This window comes from Nocardia implantans, assembly GCF_035544775.1.
Taxonomy (GTDB): domain Bacteria; phylum Actinomycetota; class Actinomycetes; order Mycobacteriales; family Mycobacteriaceae; genus Nocardia; species Nocardia implantans.
Genome location: NZ_JAYKYQ010000002.1, coordinates 439,349 through 455,302, shown reverse-complemented (window position 1 = coordinate 455,302; position 15,954 = coordinate 439,349). Strand labels below are relative to the sequence as shown.

The following is a 15,954-nucleotide window of genomic DNA, read 5'->3' as shown; positions in this document are numbered from 1 at the left end:
GAGAATTCTCCATCCACTGCGAGTCGGATTTCTGCATTGCCCCGACACGATAGTTTTGTGTCGATGCTGCGATTGTGCCCAGCCTATCGGCAGTCGCCGCAGTGGTTTCAACCGCACGGTCCGGCGTGCCTGTTTGACATGCGCACCTGTGCATACGCAAACTGGTAATGCTTTCCATTAAGGAGTTGGTGACATGACCGCCGAGACCGCCGCGGCACCGCCGCACAACCCGTACCGGTCGCCGGGACCGGCGCCGGTACCCCCGCGAACCGTGCTGGAGGACGCGGGCGAGCTGTTGCGGGCGCTGGCCGCGCCGGTTCGGATTGCTATCGTGCTGCAGTTGCGTGAATCACCGCGGTGTGTGCACGAACTGGTCGACGCGCTCGGTGTCACGCAACCACTGGTCAGTCAGCATCTGCGTATCCTCAAGGCCGCCGGTGTCGTGCACGGTGAGCGTTCGGGTCGCGAGGTGCTCTACGAACTCGTCGACGACCATCTGGCCCACATCGTCGTCGACGCCGTCGCGCACGCCGAGGAAGGGTGATTCGTGCCAGACAACACGGCCGTCCCGCAGAAGCCGGTCGGCATCCGCAGCACCAGGCAGCGCAGCGCCATCGCCGCGCTGCTCGGTGACATCGATGAGTTCCGCTCCGCCCAGGACCTCCACGACGAGCTGCGCAAACGCGGCGAGGGCATCGGGCTGACCACGGTGTACCGGACGCTGCAGTCGCTGGCCGACGCGGGCATGGTGGACGTGCTGCGCACCGACTCCGGCGAGTCGGTCTACCGCCAGTGCTCCACCGGCCATCACCACCACCTGGTGTGCAGGCATTGCGGCCGCACCGTGGAAGTGGAGGGTCCGACCGTGGAGGCGTGGGCCGAGTCGATCGCGAGCGAGCACGGCTTCACCGAGATCAGCCACACCCTCGAGGTGTTCGGCACCTGCACGACATGCGGGACGGCGCGCCGCCGCGACCGGTGAGCGGCCCGATTCCCGGCGTGTCGGGTTAACGTGCCTGCGACCAGCGGAGATTCACCGGCGAGATCCTCGGAGTGGCAGGACGATCCCGGCTCGATACGAAGGATTCGCCATCTGCTGGGGAGGCAGCGTGTCAACGACCATCGATTCATCCGTACGCCCGGTGCGCCGCCGGGCCGTGACCGTCGCCGGGGCCGCGCTCCTCGTGGCCTCGGCGCTGTTGCTTCCGGCGTGCCAGGACGAGGACGGCACGCCGGTGGCCGTCCCGTCGACCACCGCCATCGGAGTCGCCGCCGGCCCGACTGGGCAGTCGACGGTCCGCACCGTCGGCAAGACCGGCTGGTACGACGGATTCGACATCACCGTGCAGAAGGCGACCGTGGCGCCGGACGAATACGGCGGCGCGAAGGTGCGCATCGACATCACCTACAAGAACACCACGCTCGACGACCACACGCTGAGCATCACGCCGTCGCTGCTGGTCGGCAAAGAGGTGGACGGCGGCGCGATCTTCGACAGCCCCACGGTGCCCGGCAACGGCTCGGCCACCGGCACCGCGACCACGTCGCTGCAGTCGGTCAAGGACGCCGAGCACCTCATCGACACAATGACCGTCCTGTACGGCCAGGCCGCCGACAACCAGACCAAGATTCCGCTCGCGGCGGCGGGCAAGGTGGACAGCGTCCAGCCGAAGGCGCTGACCGTCACCGGCACCCTGGTGCAGGACCAGACCACCATCCAGGTCACCGGCGGACGGATCAGCCCGAGCTACACGAAGAACGAGAACGGTAAATCGGATCTGGCGCTGCGCGTCAAGCTCGTCGGCGGGCCCGGCATCGCGGCGGGCGGGACGAACATCTATTACGACTACTTCACCGTCCGCACACCCGACGGCCAGACCGTGCCCGCCGACGTCCGCGGCCCGATCAACGAGTTGCTGAACGCGAACGAGACCATCGACAACCCGAAGAACTACGTGGTCTTCGTGGTGCCGTCTCCCGGCACCGGCCCTTACACGGTGATCTACAACCCCCAGAAGGAAGAGGGCGCCGCCACCGCACCCACTCTGTCGTTCACGGTGGGCTGAGCGCCCGCAGCCGCCGCTCCGCACGGACGAGAACGGCTGCGATGTATCGCCGGAAACGCCGACGGCGGGTCGCCCTTTTGCGAGGGCGACCCGCCGCGGTGACCGGCTCAGCCGACCGGCACCGCATCCCGCGCCGGAGCCTGCGCCTCGGCCGGACGACCGCGCAGTGCGGCCACCCCGAGCAACCCGAGGGCGGCCGCGCTCCAGACCAGCAGCACCACCAGCGGTCCGGTCGCGGCGGCGCCGTCGAAGAACGCGACCGAGCGCAGCAGCGACGCGGCGGCGCCGGGCGGCAGCAACTGGCCGACGGCGCCCCACGGCTGCGGCAACAGCTCCGGCGCCGACGTGGCCGCGGAGAACGGATTGCCGATCAGCAGCATGGTGAGCGCGGCGATGCCGATGCCGGCTCGGCCGATGACGGCGGCGAGCCCGACCACCGAACCGGCGACCGCGAACGACACCAGCCCGCCGACCGCAGCGAGCACCGGGTACGAGCCGGGCACCACCGACAGCCAGCCCTGGATGATCGACATGCCCAGCAGTCCGCCCGCGACGCCGAAGGTGACCAGCCCGAGCACCTTGCCCCCGATCGACGGGATCAGCAGGGCCAGAAGCACCCCTGCCGCGATGCCGGACATCACCAGCGGCAACACCATCGCGCCGAATGCCGCGCCTCGCGGATCGTCGGAGTCGGCCGCCACCACGTCCTCGACCCGGGCGGCGGGCGCGCCGGAGAGCTGCTGCCCGATCTGGGTGAGCTGCTGTGCGACCGCGGGACTCGCGCCTGAGGCGACCAGTACGCGCGGCGGCCCGTCGCCGGTGACGATCGCCCCGTAGACCTCGCGGTCCTCGATGGCGGCGCGGGCGGCGGCCTCGTCCGCGGGCGTGCTGATCTCGAAGGCGCCCGGACTGTGCTCGGCGAGCTTGCCCGCGACCATCGCGGCCTGCGGACCGGTGACGGCAAGCGGCAGGTCCCGAGGCGCGATGTTCGCGGCGGGCCAGGCGAACGCGATCAGCATCAGCGCTTGGAGCAGGGTGGCGCCGAGGCCGAGAGCGAGCGCCCGCTGCGTGCTGTTCATGGCCTTCTCCCTTAAAAATCGAATGCTCGTTCTTTATTGGGGCTACCGTCGCACGCGACTGGGAAGTTGTCAAGAACGGATATTCGTTTTATTTTTGACCCGTGCCCCGAGTCACCGAAGAACACCTCGAACGCCGCAGGCAGCAGATCATGGACGCAGCCCGGCTCTGCTTCGCCCGCAAGGGGTTCTACGAGACCTCCATGCAGGACGTGTTCGCGGAATCGGGCCTTTCGGCCGGTGCGGTCTACCGCTATTTCAAGAGCAAGGACGAGTTGATCACCGCGCTGGCCACGGAGACGACCGTGGCCTTGCGCATCGCCATGGACCAGGCGATCCACCGCGATCCGCTGCCGACGCCCGCCGAACTGATCACCATGATCGCCGAGGAGGTGGTGCGGCGCAGCGGGCCCGACGGCCCGGTGCGACTGGCGCCGCAAGCCTGGGCCCTGGCCCTGGTGCATCCCGGGGCGGCGGTCATGGTCCGCGAGACGATGCTCGCGATGCGCGCGCTGTGGGTGACCTACGCCGAACGCATGCGCGACAAAGGCTGGCTCCCCGAGGACGCCGATGTCGACGCCGTGGCCAAGGCGATCATCGGACTGCTGCCGGGTTTCATCCTCCAGCACCTCATCCTCGGCGACCTCGACCCGCAGACGCTGGCGCTCGGCGTGCGGACCCTGCTGCCCTACGGCGAGCCCACCCGATAGCCTCCGGCTCGCGCAGCCACCCACGACCCGGCACGGCTGTCACGACTTGGGCATGACGAATGTCGTGCCTCAGGGCACCAGGCCCTGCCTCGCCCGGCTCGCGTTGGACAGTACGAGCAGCAGCATGGTGGTGAGCGCCTGGTCGTCCAGTCCGGCGGCGGGGAAGGTGTAGCGCAGGATGACGTCGGCCAGCCCGCCGCGGGCGATCACGGTGAGCGAACCGAACTGCAGCGCGTTGTTGCGTTCGGCGACCCGCTTGTGCAGCTGCGCTTTCAGCGGACGGTCCCAGGCGAGCACGCAGGTGAGGCTGAGCACGTCCAAGCCCGGCGCCAGATTCACCGCGCGCAGCGACGAGAGGGCGCCCTCGTATTCGAAGCCGAGCGACCCGTCGGCGTCGACGCGTACGTCGATGCCGTAACTCGACAGACAGGCCCCGGCCCGCGCCTGCAACTCCCGGTCCGGGGTCACCGCCGCGCCCATGTCCGCGCCGCCGTTCACTTGGTGCCGCCGAAACGGCGGTCCCGCGCGGCGTACTGGAGGCACGCCTCCCACAGGTTGCGGCGATCGAAATCGGGGAAAAGCGTGTCCTGGTAGACGAATTCGGCGTAGGCGGACTGCCAGATGAGGAAGTTGGAGCTGCGGAACTCGCCGGAAGGACGCAGGAACAGGTCCACATCCGGCATGTCGGGCTCGTCCAGGTATTTCGCCACCGTGGCCTCGGTGACCTTCTCCGGGTCGATCTCGCCCGCCGCCACCCGGCGCGCGATCTCCCTTGCCGCGTCGGCGATCTCGGCGCGGCCGCCGTAGTTGACGCACATGGTCAGCGTCATCACCGTGTTGTTCTTCGTGAGTTCCTCGGCGACTTCCAGTTCCTTGATCACGCTGCGCCACAGGCGCGGTCGCCGCCCCGCCCAGCGCACCCGAACGCCCATCTCGTGCATCTCGTCGCGGCGCCTGCGGATCACGTCGCGGTTGAAGCCCATGAGAAAGCGCACCTCATCGGGGCTGCGCCGCCAGTTCTCGGTGGAGAAGGCGTAGGCCGACAACCATTTGACGCCGATCTCGATGCAGCCCTCCACGGTGTCCATCAGCACCGCCTCGCCGCGCTCGTGCCCGGCGGTGCGCGGCAACCCGCGCTCCTGGGCCCAGCGTCCGTTGCCGTCCATGACGAGCGCGACATGGTTGGGCACCAGTTCCGGCGGCAGCTGCGGCGGCCGGGCTCCCGACGGATGCGGCGCGGGCGGACGCACGGCGCCCGCAGGCGCGGAGTCGGTCGCGGTGGCGGAGTCACGACGGAGAATCACGGCCTCTATCCTGCCTGATCGCCCTCGCCGACCCCACTGCCGCGTTGCTTCCTGACGAATTCCACGGTTCCGACCGGCACTGGTGACTTATTCTTTTCCCTATCGTGATACTGGGGAGGGGTTTCTCGAACGTGACCGATTTACCAGGCACCGGGACCGCGGCGGGTTTCCGCGCCACTCGTGAGTTGCTCGGCCTTCCGGTCCCGTGGTGCGCGCGGTTCTTCGCGGTCGCCGAACGCACCGTCGAGCGGTGGGAGAAGGGGGCCTTCCAGATCCCCGACAGCGTGGCCCGTGAGCTCGCCGCCATCGCGGACGAGACCGAGCAGGTGGTCGAGGCCATGGTCGATGCCATCGACGCCGGGGAGATCTCGCCCCGCCTGCACACCTACCGGACCAACGACGACTACGCCAAGCACGAGCCGGACACCCGCTACCCGGCCACCTGGCATCGCGCCGTGTGCGCCCGCGTCATGAACGAGCTGCCCCAGGTAGAGCTCCAATTCGTGGAGTAAGCGGCGGCCTCGCCTGAACCCTCGCTACCTCAACCCCGCGCGGGCAGGGGCGGAGTCCGTGCGTCTTTGGATCGCTCGATCAACGGCAGAGTGCGCAGCTGGCGTTCCAGATGCCACTGCAAGTGCGCCGCGACCAGCCCGCTGGCCTGCTTGCGCACCGCCTCGGGCGTCGCCTCGACCCGCTCCCACTCCCCCCGCAACAACGCGACCAGCAAGTCGAGCACCCCCGGAGCGGGCGTCGCCGCACCCGGCGGACGGCAATGCACGCACACCGCGCCCCCGGCCGCGACATGGAAGGCCCGATGCGGGCCCGGTGTCGCGCATTTGGCGCATTCGTCCAAGGCGGGCGCCCAGCCCGCGAAACCCATGGCGCGCAACAGGAACGCGTCCAGGATCAGTTCGTGCGGGCGCTGTTTGGCCGCGATGGCGCGCAGGGCGCTCGCGGTGAGCGCGTGCAGCCGTGGCGCGGGCGCGCGCTCCTCACCCGCCAGGCGCTCGGCGGTCTCCAGGACGGCGCACGCGGTGGTGTAGCGCCCGTAGTCGTCGATGATGTCGGCGGCGAACGCCTCCATGGTGTGCACCTGGGTGACGGTGTCCAACGTGCGCCCTGGGTGCAGCTGCACGTCGATGTAGGAGAACGGCTCCAACCGCGCCCCGAACCTCGACTTGGTCCGCCGCACCCCCTTGGCGACCGCGCGAACCAGCCCGTGCTGTCGCGTGAGCAGCGTGACGATGCGGTCCGCCTCGCCCAGCTTGTGCTGGCGCACCACTACCGCCTCGTCCCGATACAACCGCACAGGTGGAGTCTACGGACCTCCGTCACCGGGCCAGGAAGTGCCAGCCGAACCATGCCCACACGAGGACGGCGGTGATTCTTGCCGGTCGTGTGCTGGTCAGGTAGGCGATCGTGTCTCCAAGCGTCGCGACCAGGTCCCGGCGCAGGTGCGTGAGCACGGTCATGGCGAGCGCTGCCGCGCAGAGCAGGGCGAAGCCGAGCAGGGCGATGGATCGGTCGCTCATCTGGACACCAGCCACCAGCCGGCCGTGAGCCACACCGCCCATCCGGCGAATCGCAGCGGCCAGTGTTCCAGCGCCGGGTCGAGCAGCGTGGACAAAGTCGGGTGTTCCTGACTCGGCTGGTTCAGGGCGGGCTGCCGCAGCAGTGTGTAGGCCTCCCACCCCGACGCCGCGACCAGCAGCGCGGACCACACGGCGACGCCCCGCCTGAGCGGGGCGGTGCGCGGAGGTCGCTGGATTCGACGGCGCGACGTCAGTGCCACTCCGGCGAGTGCCGCGATCGCCACCATCGCGGTCGCCTGCCAGCTGAACGGCCTGGTCGCGGCGCCGCATGCGGCCAGAACGAGCCCTACGGCCTGCGGCGTCGCACGCCGCCGGAATCGATGTGCCGAGCGCGCTGGTTGCTCTGTCACACGCGCAGGATAAGACCCCGGGGGGCGGAATCGGGGCAGGTGACGATGTCGCCCGCGTGGCTTTCGGTGAGCCGACGCCCCCGCTCCCGTCCTGGCCCAGCGTGGCCGGCCCGGTTCAGCCGTCGGCGCGCAGGAGGCCGGAGATCAACAGCAGCACCGATTGCTGGGTCTGGGCGCGGGCGAGATCGGGGTCCTCGGCGTGCGCGACGATGAGGGCGGCCTCGCTGACCACGCTGACCACGAGCTGGGCCAGGACGGGAACGGGGGCGTCGGCGATCAATCCGGCGTCGCGGGCGCGCTCGAGTTGCGCGGTGATCAGGCCGAGACCGTGGGCGGATTCGAATTCGCGCCAGGCTTGCCAGCCCAGCACGGCGGGGGCGTCGGTGAGCGCGATCCGCAGCATCGCGGGCCGCTGGCAGATCTCCAGGAACAGGCCCAGCCCCACCGTCATGCTTGCCATCACATCGCCGGGATCGACCGCGGCGATGGCGTTCTCGATCTCCTCGGTGATCTCGACTTCGATCTGCTCCAGCACCGCGAGGAACAGTCCGCGCTTGTCGCCGTAGTGGTGGTGCAACGCGCCCCTGGTGACGCCGGCCTCGGTGACCAGCTCCTCGGCGGAGGTCCCCGCGAAGCCGCGCTCGGTGAACAGGCGGCGTCCCGCCTGTTCGAGCGCGGCCTTGGTCGCTCGGGAGCGGTCTTCCTGGCTACGGCGTGGCATGCAGCCGAGTGAACTCCAGAATTGATTCGGCGAGCAACTCGGGCTGATCCTCCGACACGAAGGTGTAGGAGTCGTCGATGAGCTTCAGCTGCGCGTTCGGCAGGTCGTGGGCCAGGCGTTCGGCGAACGACACCGGGAACAACCGGTCCTCCCGCGCCCAGGCCAGCAGCACCGGAATGTCGACCTCGGCGAAGTGCCGCGCGGCCTCCAGGGTGTACCGGCGATGCGCCGATTTCAGGAAGCGGCGCAGGTCTTTGCGGATCGCGGCGGACCTGCGGCTCGGCAGGAGATAGGAGTCGACGATCTCCGGCGGGACGGGCCGCTTGGTGACCCAGCCGAAAGCCAGCGGCAGCCGGTGCAGCGCGCGGATGCGCAGCAACTCCGTCAGGGGTCGCAGCGAGCCGGGAATCCTTGCCAGCAGCGGCAGCGCGGTGAACGGCTGTGGCAGGAAGCCCTCGTAGCTGTCCACCGAGGCGAGCACCACCCGGCCGACGCGGGAGCGGTCGCGGGTGAGCAACACCTGGGTGATCGCTCCGCCGGTGTCGTTGGCGACCAGGGTGACGTCGGTGAGGTCGAGGCGTTCGAGGAACGCGGCGATGAGATCGGCGACACCGGTCGGAGTCAGCTCCGCGTCCGGCACGGGGATCTCGTGCGAGCCGAGCGGCCAGTCCGGCGCGAGACAGCGGTACCCGGCCGCCGCGACGACGGGCACCACCTTGCGCCAGACGTCCGCGTTGACGAGCAGGCCGTGCACGAAGACGACGGGGGCGCCCTCCCCCGTCTCGTAGTAGCGAATGCGGCCGCCGGGCAGGTCCACTTCGTGGGTGCGGCCGAGTGCTGCGCTGGTTGCCATGGGTCCTCCCGGTGATCGCTGTTCCAGACCACTGTTACATACATACGGTATGTATGTCTAGGCGCCGGATCGGCTGAAGACCGCGTCGACCGCGTCCTTCGACGCCGCCACCGCGTTCGCCAGGGAGGCGATACCCGCGACCGACTCTCCGAGCGCGTAGAGGACCCCCGCGAGCACGATCCGATTCGGTCGCTCCTTCGCCGCCTCGGCGGCCGCCCGTCGAGTCGTCTCCTCGACCAACTCCCGTTCCGCCAGGTCGATGTCACACCGGCTGATCCGGTCGAGCAGATCGCTCAGGACGGAACGCAATTCCCCCACGGCTTCCGCAGTTGCCACATTGTTGTTCCTGGTGCGCCTTCGGCGGGCACGCCCGGAACACCTACGGCAGAAGACGTGGTGGTCACGGCTGGAATGCTGACACTCGGCGCATCGCACCTCGCCAGCCAAGCATTTGCCGAAATCGAGCCGAGCGGAATCCGGATGCCGTACCAACTCTGACCGGTTACCGGCGGCACCCGGGTTCCATCCGGCTCGACACGTGTCCTTACCGGCAAGATCTTGCCGACGCGATGGCGCTAAGAACTCGCGAGCATCGCCAGGAACTCCCCCTCGCCCATTTCGTTCCAACGCCCATGCGCTCCGGCACGCCTACCCGGCAGCAGCGTCTCGAGATCGACGCGGTATCTGCCCGACGACAGCCCGCTGCCGCAGGCGATCAACCGTCCGGCCAGGCCGGCCAGCGTTCCCGCGAGCGTGACCGCGGTGGCCAGTTGCGGCCACGCGGGCAGGGTCCGGCCGACTTCGGTCAGCGAATAGCGGGTGCGTGCGGTGATGTCGGGGCCGACGATGGCGGTCGCCAGCGCGATCCGCCGGGCCGGATCGCGCAGTTCGGCGGTCGTCAGTTCGATCAGGTCGCCCGCTCGGCCATGGAACAGCGGATAGTCCGGTTGCAGGTCGTAGCGCTCCACGTCCACGAAGGCGTTGTCGCCGTGGTCGGTCGCCATGACCACGGGGACGCCGAGCGCACGGGCTCGCCGCCGGATGTCCACCTTCAGCCCGAGGTCGTCCATCTCCTCGATGAGCACGGTCAACGGCGCGGCTGCGCCAGGACCGGCCAAGTAGTCCGAGGCGTGCTCCGGTTGGTAGCCGGCGGGGAAGGCGGCGATCTCGGAGTAGGGGTCCAGCTCCAGCGTCCGGCGTTGCGCCAGCGTGAGTTTGGACTCGCCGAGGTCGCACACCGACGCCTGGAGCCGGTTCAGGTTGGTGCATCCGAGCGTGTCGTGCTCGGCGAGCCGGAATCGGCGGGCGCCCGACAGCGCGCAGACCGCGAGTGCGGAAGCCCCCACACTCAACCCCGCGACTCCGACCACGGCGCCGGACCAGGCCCGTTGCTCTTCGTCGGTGAGCAGGTGCCGGTTCCTGGCGGTGCGCAGCCGCCAGAAGTGCTCTCGATCGGGCAGTGCGACGACCGTCCGCCGCCATGGGTACACGACGTAGCGGCTGATCCGATCGACCGCGACGCCGGCCAGGTAGTCCCTCAGCTCCGCTTCCGCGGCCGCGGTACCCGCGGCGAGATCGGGCCGGTCGATCAACGCGAGTTCCCTGGCCGCGCCGGCCCACCCGTCGACCAGCCGGTACCCGGATCCCGGCGCGCACAGTTCGGCGATGCGCCGCCGGTCGCGTTCCGGATGCAGTATCTCGATCATGACCGGACCCCCGTCCACCTGTGCTTGACGCCCGTCTCGAAGCCCGCGCTGCCAGGGCTGTGCAGGGTGATCTCCGGCTCGGCGGCCGGCCCGAGCGTCCGGTGCAGGCGCCGGTACTCGCTGTTGGTCCGCGCCAGCGCCTCGACCACCTTGCGCCGCAGCAGCGCGGTGAATCCCGGTGCGGGACAGACGCCGTCGCGCAACTCCACACGCAACCGCAAGGTCTGCTCGAACCGTGCGTCCGCGTCGGTCGCCAGCACGAACTTCCCCGTCACCGTCGGACCGATGTCCGGGTCCTCGAGCGCGGCGCGGACGTTCTCCGGGTAGATCTCCAGCGCGTAGAACGACGCGGCGACATCGGTACGGCGGTGCAGGGCGAGGAACCCGCAGGAGTCGGTGGAGGTACGGACCGGCATGCGGTGCCCGTGCGCGTCGAGAACGGCGGCGAGGTCGGCGGCGGAGAAGATCCGGCCGACGTCGTTGATCCGGTAGCGCAACAGCGGGATCGCGGTATCGGCGCTGAACAGGAACCGGCCTTCGGCGTCGGCCTCGGTGTACCGATAGTCCGCGTCGTACTCGACGAAGGTGGGTTGCAGCTGCGCGTCCGCGAACAGCGCCTCGCTCAGCGCGGGATCTGCGGCGGCCGCGCGACGGACGGCGACGCTGGTGGCGGTCTCGCAGCCCATGATGCCCGCGTCGGCGGTGCCGTAGACCACACGGATCTCGCCGGGCTGCCCCGGCTTACCGATCCGGTCGAGCACGTAGTCGCGCCATTCTTCGGTGATGGCCTCGCCCGCCAGGAGCACGCGCAGGTTCTGGCGCAGCACCGCCGCGGGCGCACGATCCAGGACGTCCTTGACGAACGGCGGGTAGCCGGCGAGCACGACCTGGTCGTAGTGCGGCCCCAGTTCGGCGATGTCGGCCAGGATCGTGTCCGGTTCGATGCCGGGCGCGATGGTCGAGATGCGGTGCCCGCGTTGCCGCAGCGCCGTGGCCGCCGCGTAGGTGTAGGTACCGCCGATCCAGTTGCCCATCGCGAACCCGACGACCAGCAGCGTGGAGCGCTGGCGCGTCTGGAAGCTGTCCCGGAACACCCGTGCGTAGAGTTCGACGGCCTCTTCCTGGGCGACCAGATCCCTCGGCCAATAGCTGGGCCTGCCGGTGGAGCCGGAGCTGCACGACCAGGTTCCGGCCGCACCCACGTCGCCGTGCCAGAGCAGCATGTTCACCGGGTAGTGCCGCAGATAATCGGGTTTGGTCATCGGCGGTAGCGCGGCGAAATCCTCGACGGTGCGGATGTTTGCCGGTTCCACTCCGCGGCGCGCGAGAAAGTCGGCGTAGGCCGGAACGTGAACGGCTGCCCTGCGGAAGGTGTCGAGTGCGCGCTCGAATCCGGGTCGAGACCCGGTCGGCAACAGCAGTGACGGTGCGGACATGGTGGTGATTCCTTTCCCTCCCCACTCCGGCGATTCGCGGTGCGCGGTCGCGCCGTGGGTTCGGAAAACAGCGTCTGAGCACGGCGTACGGCCGGGAAAGAAGTCAATACAAGGTCCATACGACACGCGGCGCCGCAGCCTGGATCTCGCTAGACTCCCGTCATGAGCGATGGGGGCGCGGCGGGGGTCGATCCTGGAACGATCTGGACGCGAGAGGAATTCGCGGCGGCTTTCACGCGTCTGCGCACCACTGCCGGGCTCACCGTCCGGCAGGTCGTCGACCGGTCCGGCGGCCTGCACGGCACGGTTAGCGGATGGTTCGCCGGTCATCATGTGCCGACCGAGCAGAACGAGCGGATGTTCCGGGAGGTCCTGACCGTCTGCGGGGTCGGCGACCCGCAGGAGCAACAGCGGTGGCTCGCGGCGGTCCGGCGGGTGCGCCCGACGAGCGGACGCAGGCGCAGCCAGGGCCCCGTGCCGTACCGCGGGCTGGAACCTTTCCAACCAGACGACGCCGAATGGCTTTTCGGCCGCGCGGAACTCACCGCGGCACTGCTCGAGCGCGTTTCGGCACTGGCAGGAGCCGAACAGCGCATCCTGATCGTGACCGGCGCTTCCGGCTCGGGCAAGTCGTCGCTGCTGCGCGCGGGCCTGCTCCCCGCCCTCCAGCGCGAAGGCCGCACCGCGGCGGTCGTCACCCCGGGCGCCCACCCGGCACACGTCCTGCGGGAGTCGGCAGGCGTTCTGGTCATCGACCAGTTCGAAGAGATCTGGACGCTGTGCCTCGACGACGACGAACGGTCCGGCTTCCTGTCGGCGGTCGCCCGCGACGCCTGCGGCCGGACCTTCGTGCTCGGCCTGCGCGCGGATTTCTATCGCCACGCCGCCGAAGAGCCGTTCCTGCACCACGCGCTGGCGCGGCATTCGGTCCTGGTCGGCCCGCTGAGCAAGCAGGCCTTGTGCGACGTGATCATCGAACCGGCGCGAAAGGCGAACTGGACCGTCGAAGACGAACTCGTCCAGCTGCTGATCATGGAGCTCGCGCCGCGCGGGTCGTCCGTAGCCCACGACCCGGGCGCGCTGCCGCTGCTGTCGCACGCCCTGCTGGAGACCTGGCAGCGGTCCAGCAGGCGAAAGATGACCGTCGCCGACTACAACGCCGTCGGCGGTATCGCGGGCGCCATCGAGCAAACGGCGGAAACGGTGTATCGCGGGCTCACCGAGCCGCAGCGGCAGATCGCACGCCGCACGTTCCTGCGCCTGCTCAACATCGACGACGACATCACCACCCGACGCCGGGTGCAACGCCAAGAGCTGTTCTTCGACCACGATTCGGTGGCGAACGTGAACACCGTGATCGAACGGTTCGCCGCGCACCGCCTGCTCACCGTCGAGGAGGAGACCGTCACGATCACGCACGAGGCGCTGATCGGCGCGTGGTCTCGCATGCACGGCTGGCTCGAGCACGACCGGGAGAGCCTGGCGGTGCACCGCCGCCTGACCCAGGCCACGCAGGTCTGGCTCGACAACAACGAGGACACCAGCGCGCTGCTCGGGCCGGCGCGGCTGGAATTCGTCCAGGAGTGGACCCGCAGCGACGGGCATCTCCGCGACCTCAACCAACGCGAACGCGACTATATCGCCGCCAGCATCGCCCACCAGGCGGAGATACGGGCCAGGGAGCGCCGCCGCACCCGGATATTGCAGCGGATGGTCGCCGGTCTCGCGACCGCGCTGATCGCGACGATCGTTTTGACCGGTGTCGCGCTGGTGGCCCGATCCAACGCGGCGCACGCACGAGACGAGGCGTTGTCGCGCCAGGTCGCGCTCCAGGCGCAGCGGCTGCGCGGCACCGATCCCGCGTTGTCGGCGCAGCTGGCACTGGCGGCGTTCCGGATCCAGCCGACGCTCGAGGCCCGTTCCGCGCTGTTGGACAGCACCGCGGTGCACACTCCGACCCGGCTGCTCGGTCCGGACGGCGGCACGCTGGTGGCCACCGATCGGTCCGGCGGCGTGCTGGCCGTCGGCCGCAGCGACGCCACGATAGATATTCATCTCTTGCGCCTTGGCAACGGCCCCGGCCGGCGGGGCGCGGCGGACTTCCGCGGCCGCATCCCCGCTCCCGCTCCCGACGCGGTCCTCGGCTCGGTGACGATGACGCCGGACGGTTCGCTGCTCGCCGCGGCATTCGGCGACCACATCGATCTGTGGGATCTGGCCGACCCGAACGCACCCCGGCTGCTGGTCACCCTCGCGGGCGCCCGGTATCGCACCGCGGGCATCGATCCCGGCAAACGCTCCCTCGTCGCGACCACCACCGCATCGGAGATCGTGCGATGGGACATCACCGACCTCCGGCGCCCGGTCCGGCTCCCGGACCTGCGACTGCCCGCGGGCGCTCCCGTCGTCGCGTTCGCCCCCAACGGCAAACTGCTCGCCGCCGCGGGAAACGCCGGAGCGCTGCGCATCTGGGCCGCCGATGCCGTCGAGGACATCCCGCTGGCGGACGTCGCGCCCGACAATTCCCCGGCGCAGGCGCTGTCGCTCCGGTTCAGCCCGGACAGCACCGTGCTCGCGGTTCCCGGCCGCGCCAACGAGGTACGCCGCTGGGATGTCCGCGACCCGGCCCGCCCTGCGGCACAGCCGTCGCTGCGTGGATTCACCAGTTACGTCAACGACGTGGCCTTCAGTCCGGACGGCACACGGCTGGCCGCGGGCAGCTCGGACAACAAGACGCGCGTATGGCGGCTGGACACCGACCAATTGGAGATGGAGCTGCCCAACCCGGTGATCGTCGTATCCGTGCGGTTCGCGCTGGAGGGGCGCGCGGTGGTCACGGGCAGTCTGGACGGCACCGTCCGGATCTGGCCGCTGCCCGGGCCGATCCTGCGCGGCGCGCAGAGCGTGGTGTTCCAGACACCCGTCGACCGCAGCGGGAAACTCATGCTCGTCGGCACCGGTGCTTCCGACGGCAACGCCCATCTGTGGGACCTCGGCGCTCCCGAGACGCCGGTGGAATACGCGGCGCTGCCCGTCGGTCCGGACGAGCGAAGCTGTGGAGCGGTCGCCCTGGCCGGCGACGGTTCGACGGCGGCGGTCGGCACCCGCGCCGGTTCGGTCCTGCTCTGGGATCTGCGCGATCCGGCGCATCCGCGGTTGACCGCGAAGGTGGCCGCCGTCGAAGGCATCGTCTCGGCCATGACCTTCACGCCCGACGCCAAGACGCTCGTCGTCGCGGGACAGGACGATCCGACGGTGACGCTGTGGGATCTCGGCGATCTCGCCGTGCCGCGGCGGCTCGGCTCGCTCTACACCGGCCCCGGCCTGCCTGGCATCGCGGCCGTCGACGCGGCAGGAACGCAGCTCGCCATCGCCACGTCCAACGAGTCGGTGTACCGCTGGGACATCCGTGATCGGACACGGCCGCGTGAACTGCCGAAGCTCTCCGGTTTCACCAACGACCTGGCCGCCGTGGCCTTCAGCCCCACCGCCCCGATTCTCGCCGCGGGCAGCATGGACCACACCGTCAAACTGTTCGACCTGTCCGATCCCGAAGCGCCTCGCCATCTGTCCACGTTGACCGGCGCCGCCGACGCGATCATCACCGTCAACTTCGGCCCCGACGGCAGGCGGCTCGTCGGCGGCGCCAGCGACAACGGCATCTGGGTCTGGGACATCGCCGACCCGCGCGCTCCGCGACGGGTGGCGGTGCTCGACGCGTACACCGGGCGGGTCAACGATGCCGTGTACGCGCTGGACGGCCGTCTGCTGCTCGCCGCGGGACCGGACCGGGTCGTGCGCGTCTGGGCGACTGACGTCGACCAAGTCGCCGCCGACCTCTGCGACAGCGGCAGCGGGCCGATCACCGCCGTCGAATGGCAGCGGTACCTGCCGACCATCGCCCAGCGAGGTCTCTGCGCGAAGTAGCGCACCGGCGAGCAAGATGTTGCACAGCCCGGCCACCGTCACGCAATTGGTTACCGAAGCTACTGCGCAGCAAGCACTTTCATGCGTGACGAGTTGTGCGAAATGCCAGATCCGATAACGATCGGCCCCTTGTTACCGCCTTCGCGCGGTCCATACTTGATTCCACTTCCATCACCGCCGACGCGACAGAGAACTCTCCACCGGGGGCCCACG

Annotated in this window: 17 protein-coding genes; 6 read left to right on the top strand and 11 right to left on the bottom strand. The window is 69.7% G+C overall.

From position 1 onward, the window contains the following. Positions 1–193 precede the first annotated feature (193 nt). From U3653_RS06315 to U3653_RS06305, 3 genes are all read left to right on the top strand, one after another. On the top strand, positions 194–544 hold the full coding sequence (locus U3653_RS06315) for an ArsR/SmtB family transcription factor (RefSeq protein ID WP_039796803.1): 351 nt from the start codon (positions 194–196) through the stop codon (positions 542–544). A gap of 3 nt (positions 545–547) precedes the next feature. Beyond that, positions 548–982 carry a Fur family transcriptional regulator gene (locus U3653_RS06310; RefSeq protein WP_195077646.1) on the top strand — a complete coding sequence of 145 codons (435 nt, stop codon included), beginning with the start codon at positions 548–550 and terminating at the stop codon, positions 980–982. Between the two features lie 127 nt (positions 983–1,109). Beyond that, the gene (locus tag U3653_RS06305) at positions 1,110–2,066 is read left to right on the top strand and encodes a hypothetical protein (RefSeq protein WP_195077645.1); all 957 of its coding nucleotides are present in this window, start codon (positions 1,110–1,112) and stop codon (positions 2,064–2,066) included. 107 nt (positions 2,067–2,173) lie between these two features. On the opposite strand, the gene U3653_RS06300 is transcribed toward U3653_RS06305, so the two are convergent. Further along, positions 2,174–3,145: a hypothetical protein gene (locus U3653_RS06300; RefSeq protein ID WP_195077644.1), complete on the bottom strand. Its 972-nt coding sequence runs from the start codon at positions 3,143–3,145 to the stop codon at positions 2,174–2,176. Between the two features lie 101 nt (positions 3,146–3,246). Here U3653_RS06300 and U3653_RS06295 point away from each other — a divergent pair, with 101 nt between their 5' ends. Continuing rightward, a complete protein-coding gene (locus tag U3653_RS06295; protein WP_195077643.1) occupies positions 3,247–3,852 on the top strand; it encodes a TetR/AcrR family transcriptional regulator in 606 nt (201 codons plus the stop codon). Between the two features lie 69 nt (positions 3,853–3,921). Here U3653_RS06295 and U3653_RS06290 read toward each other — a convergent pair whose 3' ends face one another. Next, positions 3,922–4,332, bottom strand: a complete 411-nt coding sequence (locus U3653_RS06290) for a YbjN domain-containing protein (protein ID WP_195077930.1) — start codon at positions 4,330–4,332, stop codon at positions 3,922–3,924. Positions 4,333–4,346: 14 nt separating this feature from the next. Continuing rightward, entirely contained in the window at positions 4,347–5,156 is an 810-nt protein-coding gene (locus U3653_RS06285; RefSeq protein ID WP_195077642.1) for an isoprenyl transferase, read from the bottom strand. Positions 5,157–5,287: 131 nt separating this feature from the next. On the opposite strand from U3653_RS06285, the gene U3653_RS06280 reads away from it, so the two are divergent. Beyond that, on the top strand, positions 5,288–5,668 hold the full coding sequence (locus U3653_RS06280; RefSeq protein ID WP_195077641.1) for an Aca2/YdiL-like domain-containing protein: 381 nt from the start codon (positions 5,288–5,290) through the stop codon (positions 5,666–5,668). 29 nt (positions 5,669–5,697) lie between these two features. On the opposite strand, the gene recO is transcribed toward U3653_RS06280, so the two are convergent. The 8 genes from recO to U3653_RS06240 form a co-directional block, all read right to left on the bottom strand. Then, positions 5,698–6,465, bottom strand: a complete 768-nt coding sequence (gene recO / locus U3653_RS06275; protein WP_195077640.1) for a DNA repair protein RecO — start codon at positions 6,463–6,465, stop codon at positions 5,698–5,700. Positions 6,466–6,487: 22 nt separating this feature from the next. After that, positions 6,488–6,688 (bottom strand): DUF6186 family protein, encoded by a 201-nt coding sequence (locus U3653_RS06270; protein ID WP_195077639.1) that lies wholly within the window; start codon positions 6,686–6,688, stop codon positions 6,488–6,490. Next, positions 6,685–7,098, bottom strand: coding sequence for a hypothetical protein (locus U3653_RS06265; RefSeq protein WP_195077638.1), 414 nt, complete (start codon positions 7,096–7,098; stop codon positions 6,685–6,687). The genes U3653_RS06270 and U3653_RS06265 overlap by 4 nt, the downstream gene beginning before the upstream one ends. Before the next feature lie 115 nt (positions 7,099–7,213). Next, positions 7,214–7,819, bottom strand: coding sequence for a TetR/AcrR family transcriptional regulator (locus tag U3653_RS06260; protein WP_195077637.1), 606 nt, complete (start codon positions 7,817–7,819; stop codon positions 7,214–7,216). After that, positions 7,806–8,672, bottom strand: coding sequence for an alpha/beta fold hydrolase (locus U3653_RS06255; RefSeq protein WP_195077636.1), 867 nt, complete (start codon positions 8,670–8,672; stop codon positions 7,806–7,808). The genes U3653_RS06260 and U3653_RS06255 overlap by 14 nt, the downstream gene beginning before the upstream one ends. A gap of 57 nt (positions 8,673–8,729) precedes the next feature. Continuing rightward, the gene (locus U3653_RS06250) at positions 8,730–9,008 is read right to left on the bottom strand and encodes a hypothetical protein (RefSeq protein ID WP_195077635.1); all 279 of its coding nucleotides are present in this window, start codon (positions 9,006–9,008) and stop codon (positions 8,730–8,732) included. Between the two features lie 239 nt (positions 9,009–9,247). After that, positions 9,248–10,378, bottom strand: a complete 1,131-nt coding sequence (locus U3653_RS06245; RefSeq protein ID WP_195077634.1) for a ThiF family adenylyltransferase — start codon at positions 10,376–10,378, stop codon at positions 9,248–9,250. Then, positions 10,375–11,814: a phenylacetate--CoA ligase family protein gene (locus U3653_RS06240; protein WP_195077633.1), complete on the bottom strand. Its 1,440-nt coding sequence runs from the start codon at positions 11,812–11,814 to the stop codon at positions 10,375–10,377. Before U3653_RS06240 ends, U3653_RS06245 begins: the two co-directional genes overlap by 4 nt. A 162-nt stretch (positions 11,815–11,976) precedes the next feature. Between U3653_RS06240 and U3653_RS06235 the strand changes: the two genes are divergently transcribed. Further along, complete coding sequence (locus tag U3653_RS06235; protein ID WP_195077632.1) at positions 11,977–15,741, top strand: nSTAND1 domain-containing NTPase; 3,765 nt, start codon at positions 11,977–11,979, stop codon at positions 15,739–15,741. Positions 15,742–15,954: the final 213 nt, after the last annotated feature.

What these genes read in the sequence shown, in the direction of transcription:
- U3653_RS06300 (WP_195077644.1), bottom strand. Translation starts at nt 3,145, where the DNA reads ATGAACAGCACGCAGCGGGCGCTCGCTCTCGGCCTCGGCGCCACCCTG.
- U3653_RS06315 (WP_039796803.1), top strand. Translation starts at nt 194, where the DNA reads ATGACCGCCGAGACCGCCGCGGCACCGCCGCACAACCCGTACCGGTCG.
- U3653_RS06240 (WP_195077633.1), bottom strand. Translation starts at nt 11,814, where the DNA reads ATGTCCGCACCGTCACTGCTGTTGCCGACCGGGTCTCGACCCGGATTC.
- U3653_RS06270 (WP_195077639.1), bottom strand. Translation starts at nt 6,688, where the DNA reads ATGAGCGACCGATCCATCGCCCTGCTCGGCTTCGCCCTGCTCTGCGCG.
- U3653_RS06235 (WP_195077632.1), top strand. Translation starts at nt 11,977, where the DNA reads ATGAGCGATGGGGGCGCGGCGGGGGTCGATCCTGGAACGATCTGGACG.
- U3653_RS06290 (WP_195077930.1), bottom strand. Translation starts at nt 4,332, where the DNA reads ATGGGCGCGGCGGTGACCCCGGACCGGGAGTTGCAGGCGCGGGCCGGG.
- U3653_RS06255 (WP_195077636.1), bottom strand. Translation starts at nt 8,672, where the DNA reads ATGGCAACCAGCGCAGCACTCGGCCGCACCCACGAAGTGGACCTGCCC.
- U3653_RS06245 (WP_195077634.1), bottom strand. Translation starts at nt 10,378, where the DNA reads ATGATCGAGATACTGCATCCGGAACGCGACCGGCGGCGCATCGCCGAA.
- U3653_RS06260 (WP_195077637.1), bottom strand. Translation starts at nt 7,819, where the DNA reads ATGCCACGCCGTAGCCAGGAAGACCGCTCCCGAGCGACCAAGGCCGCG.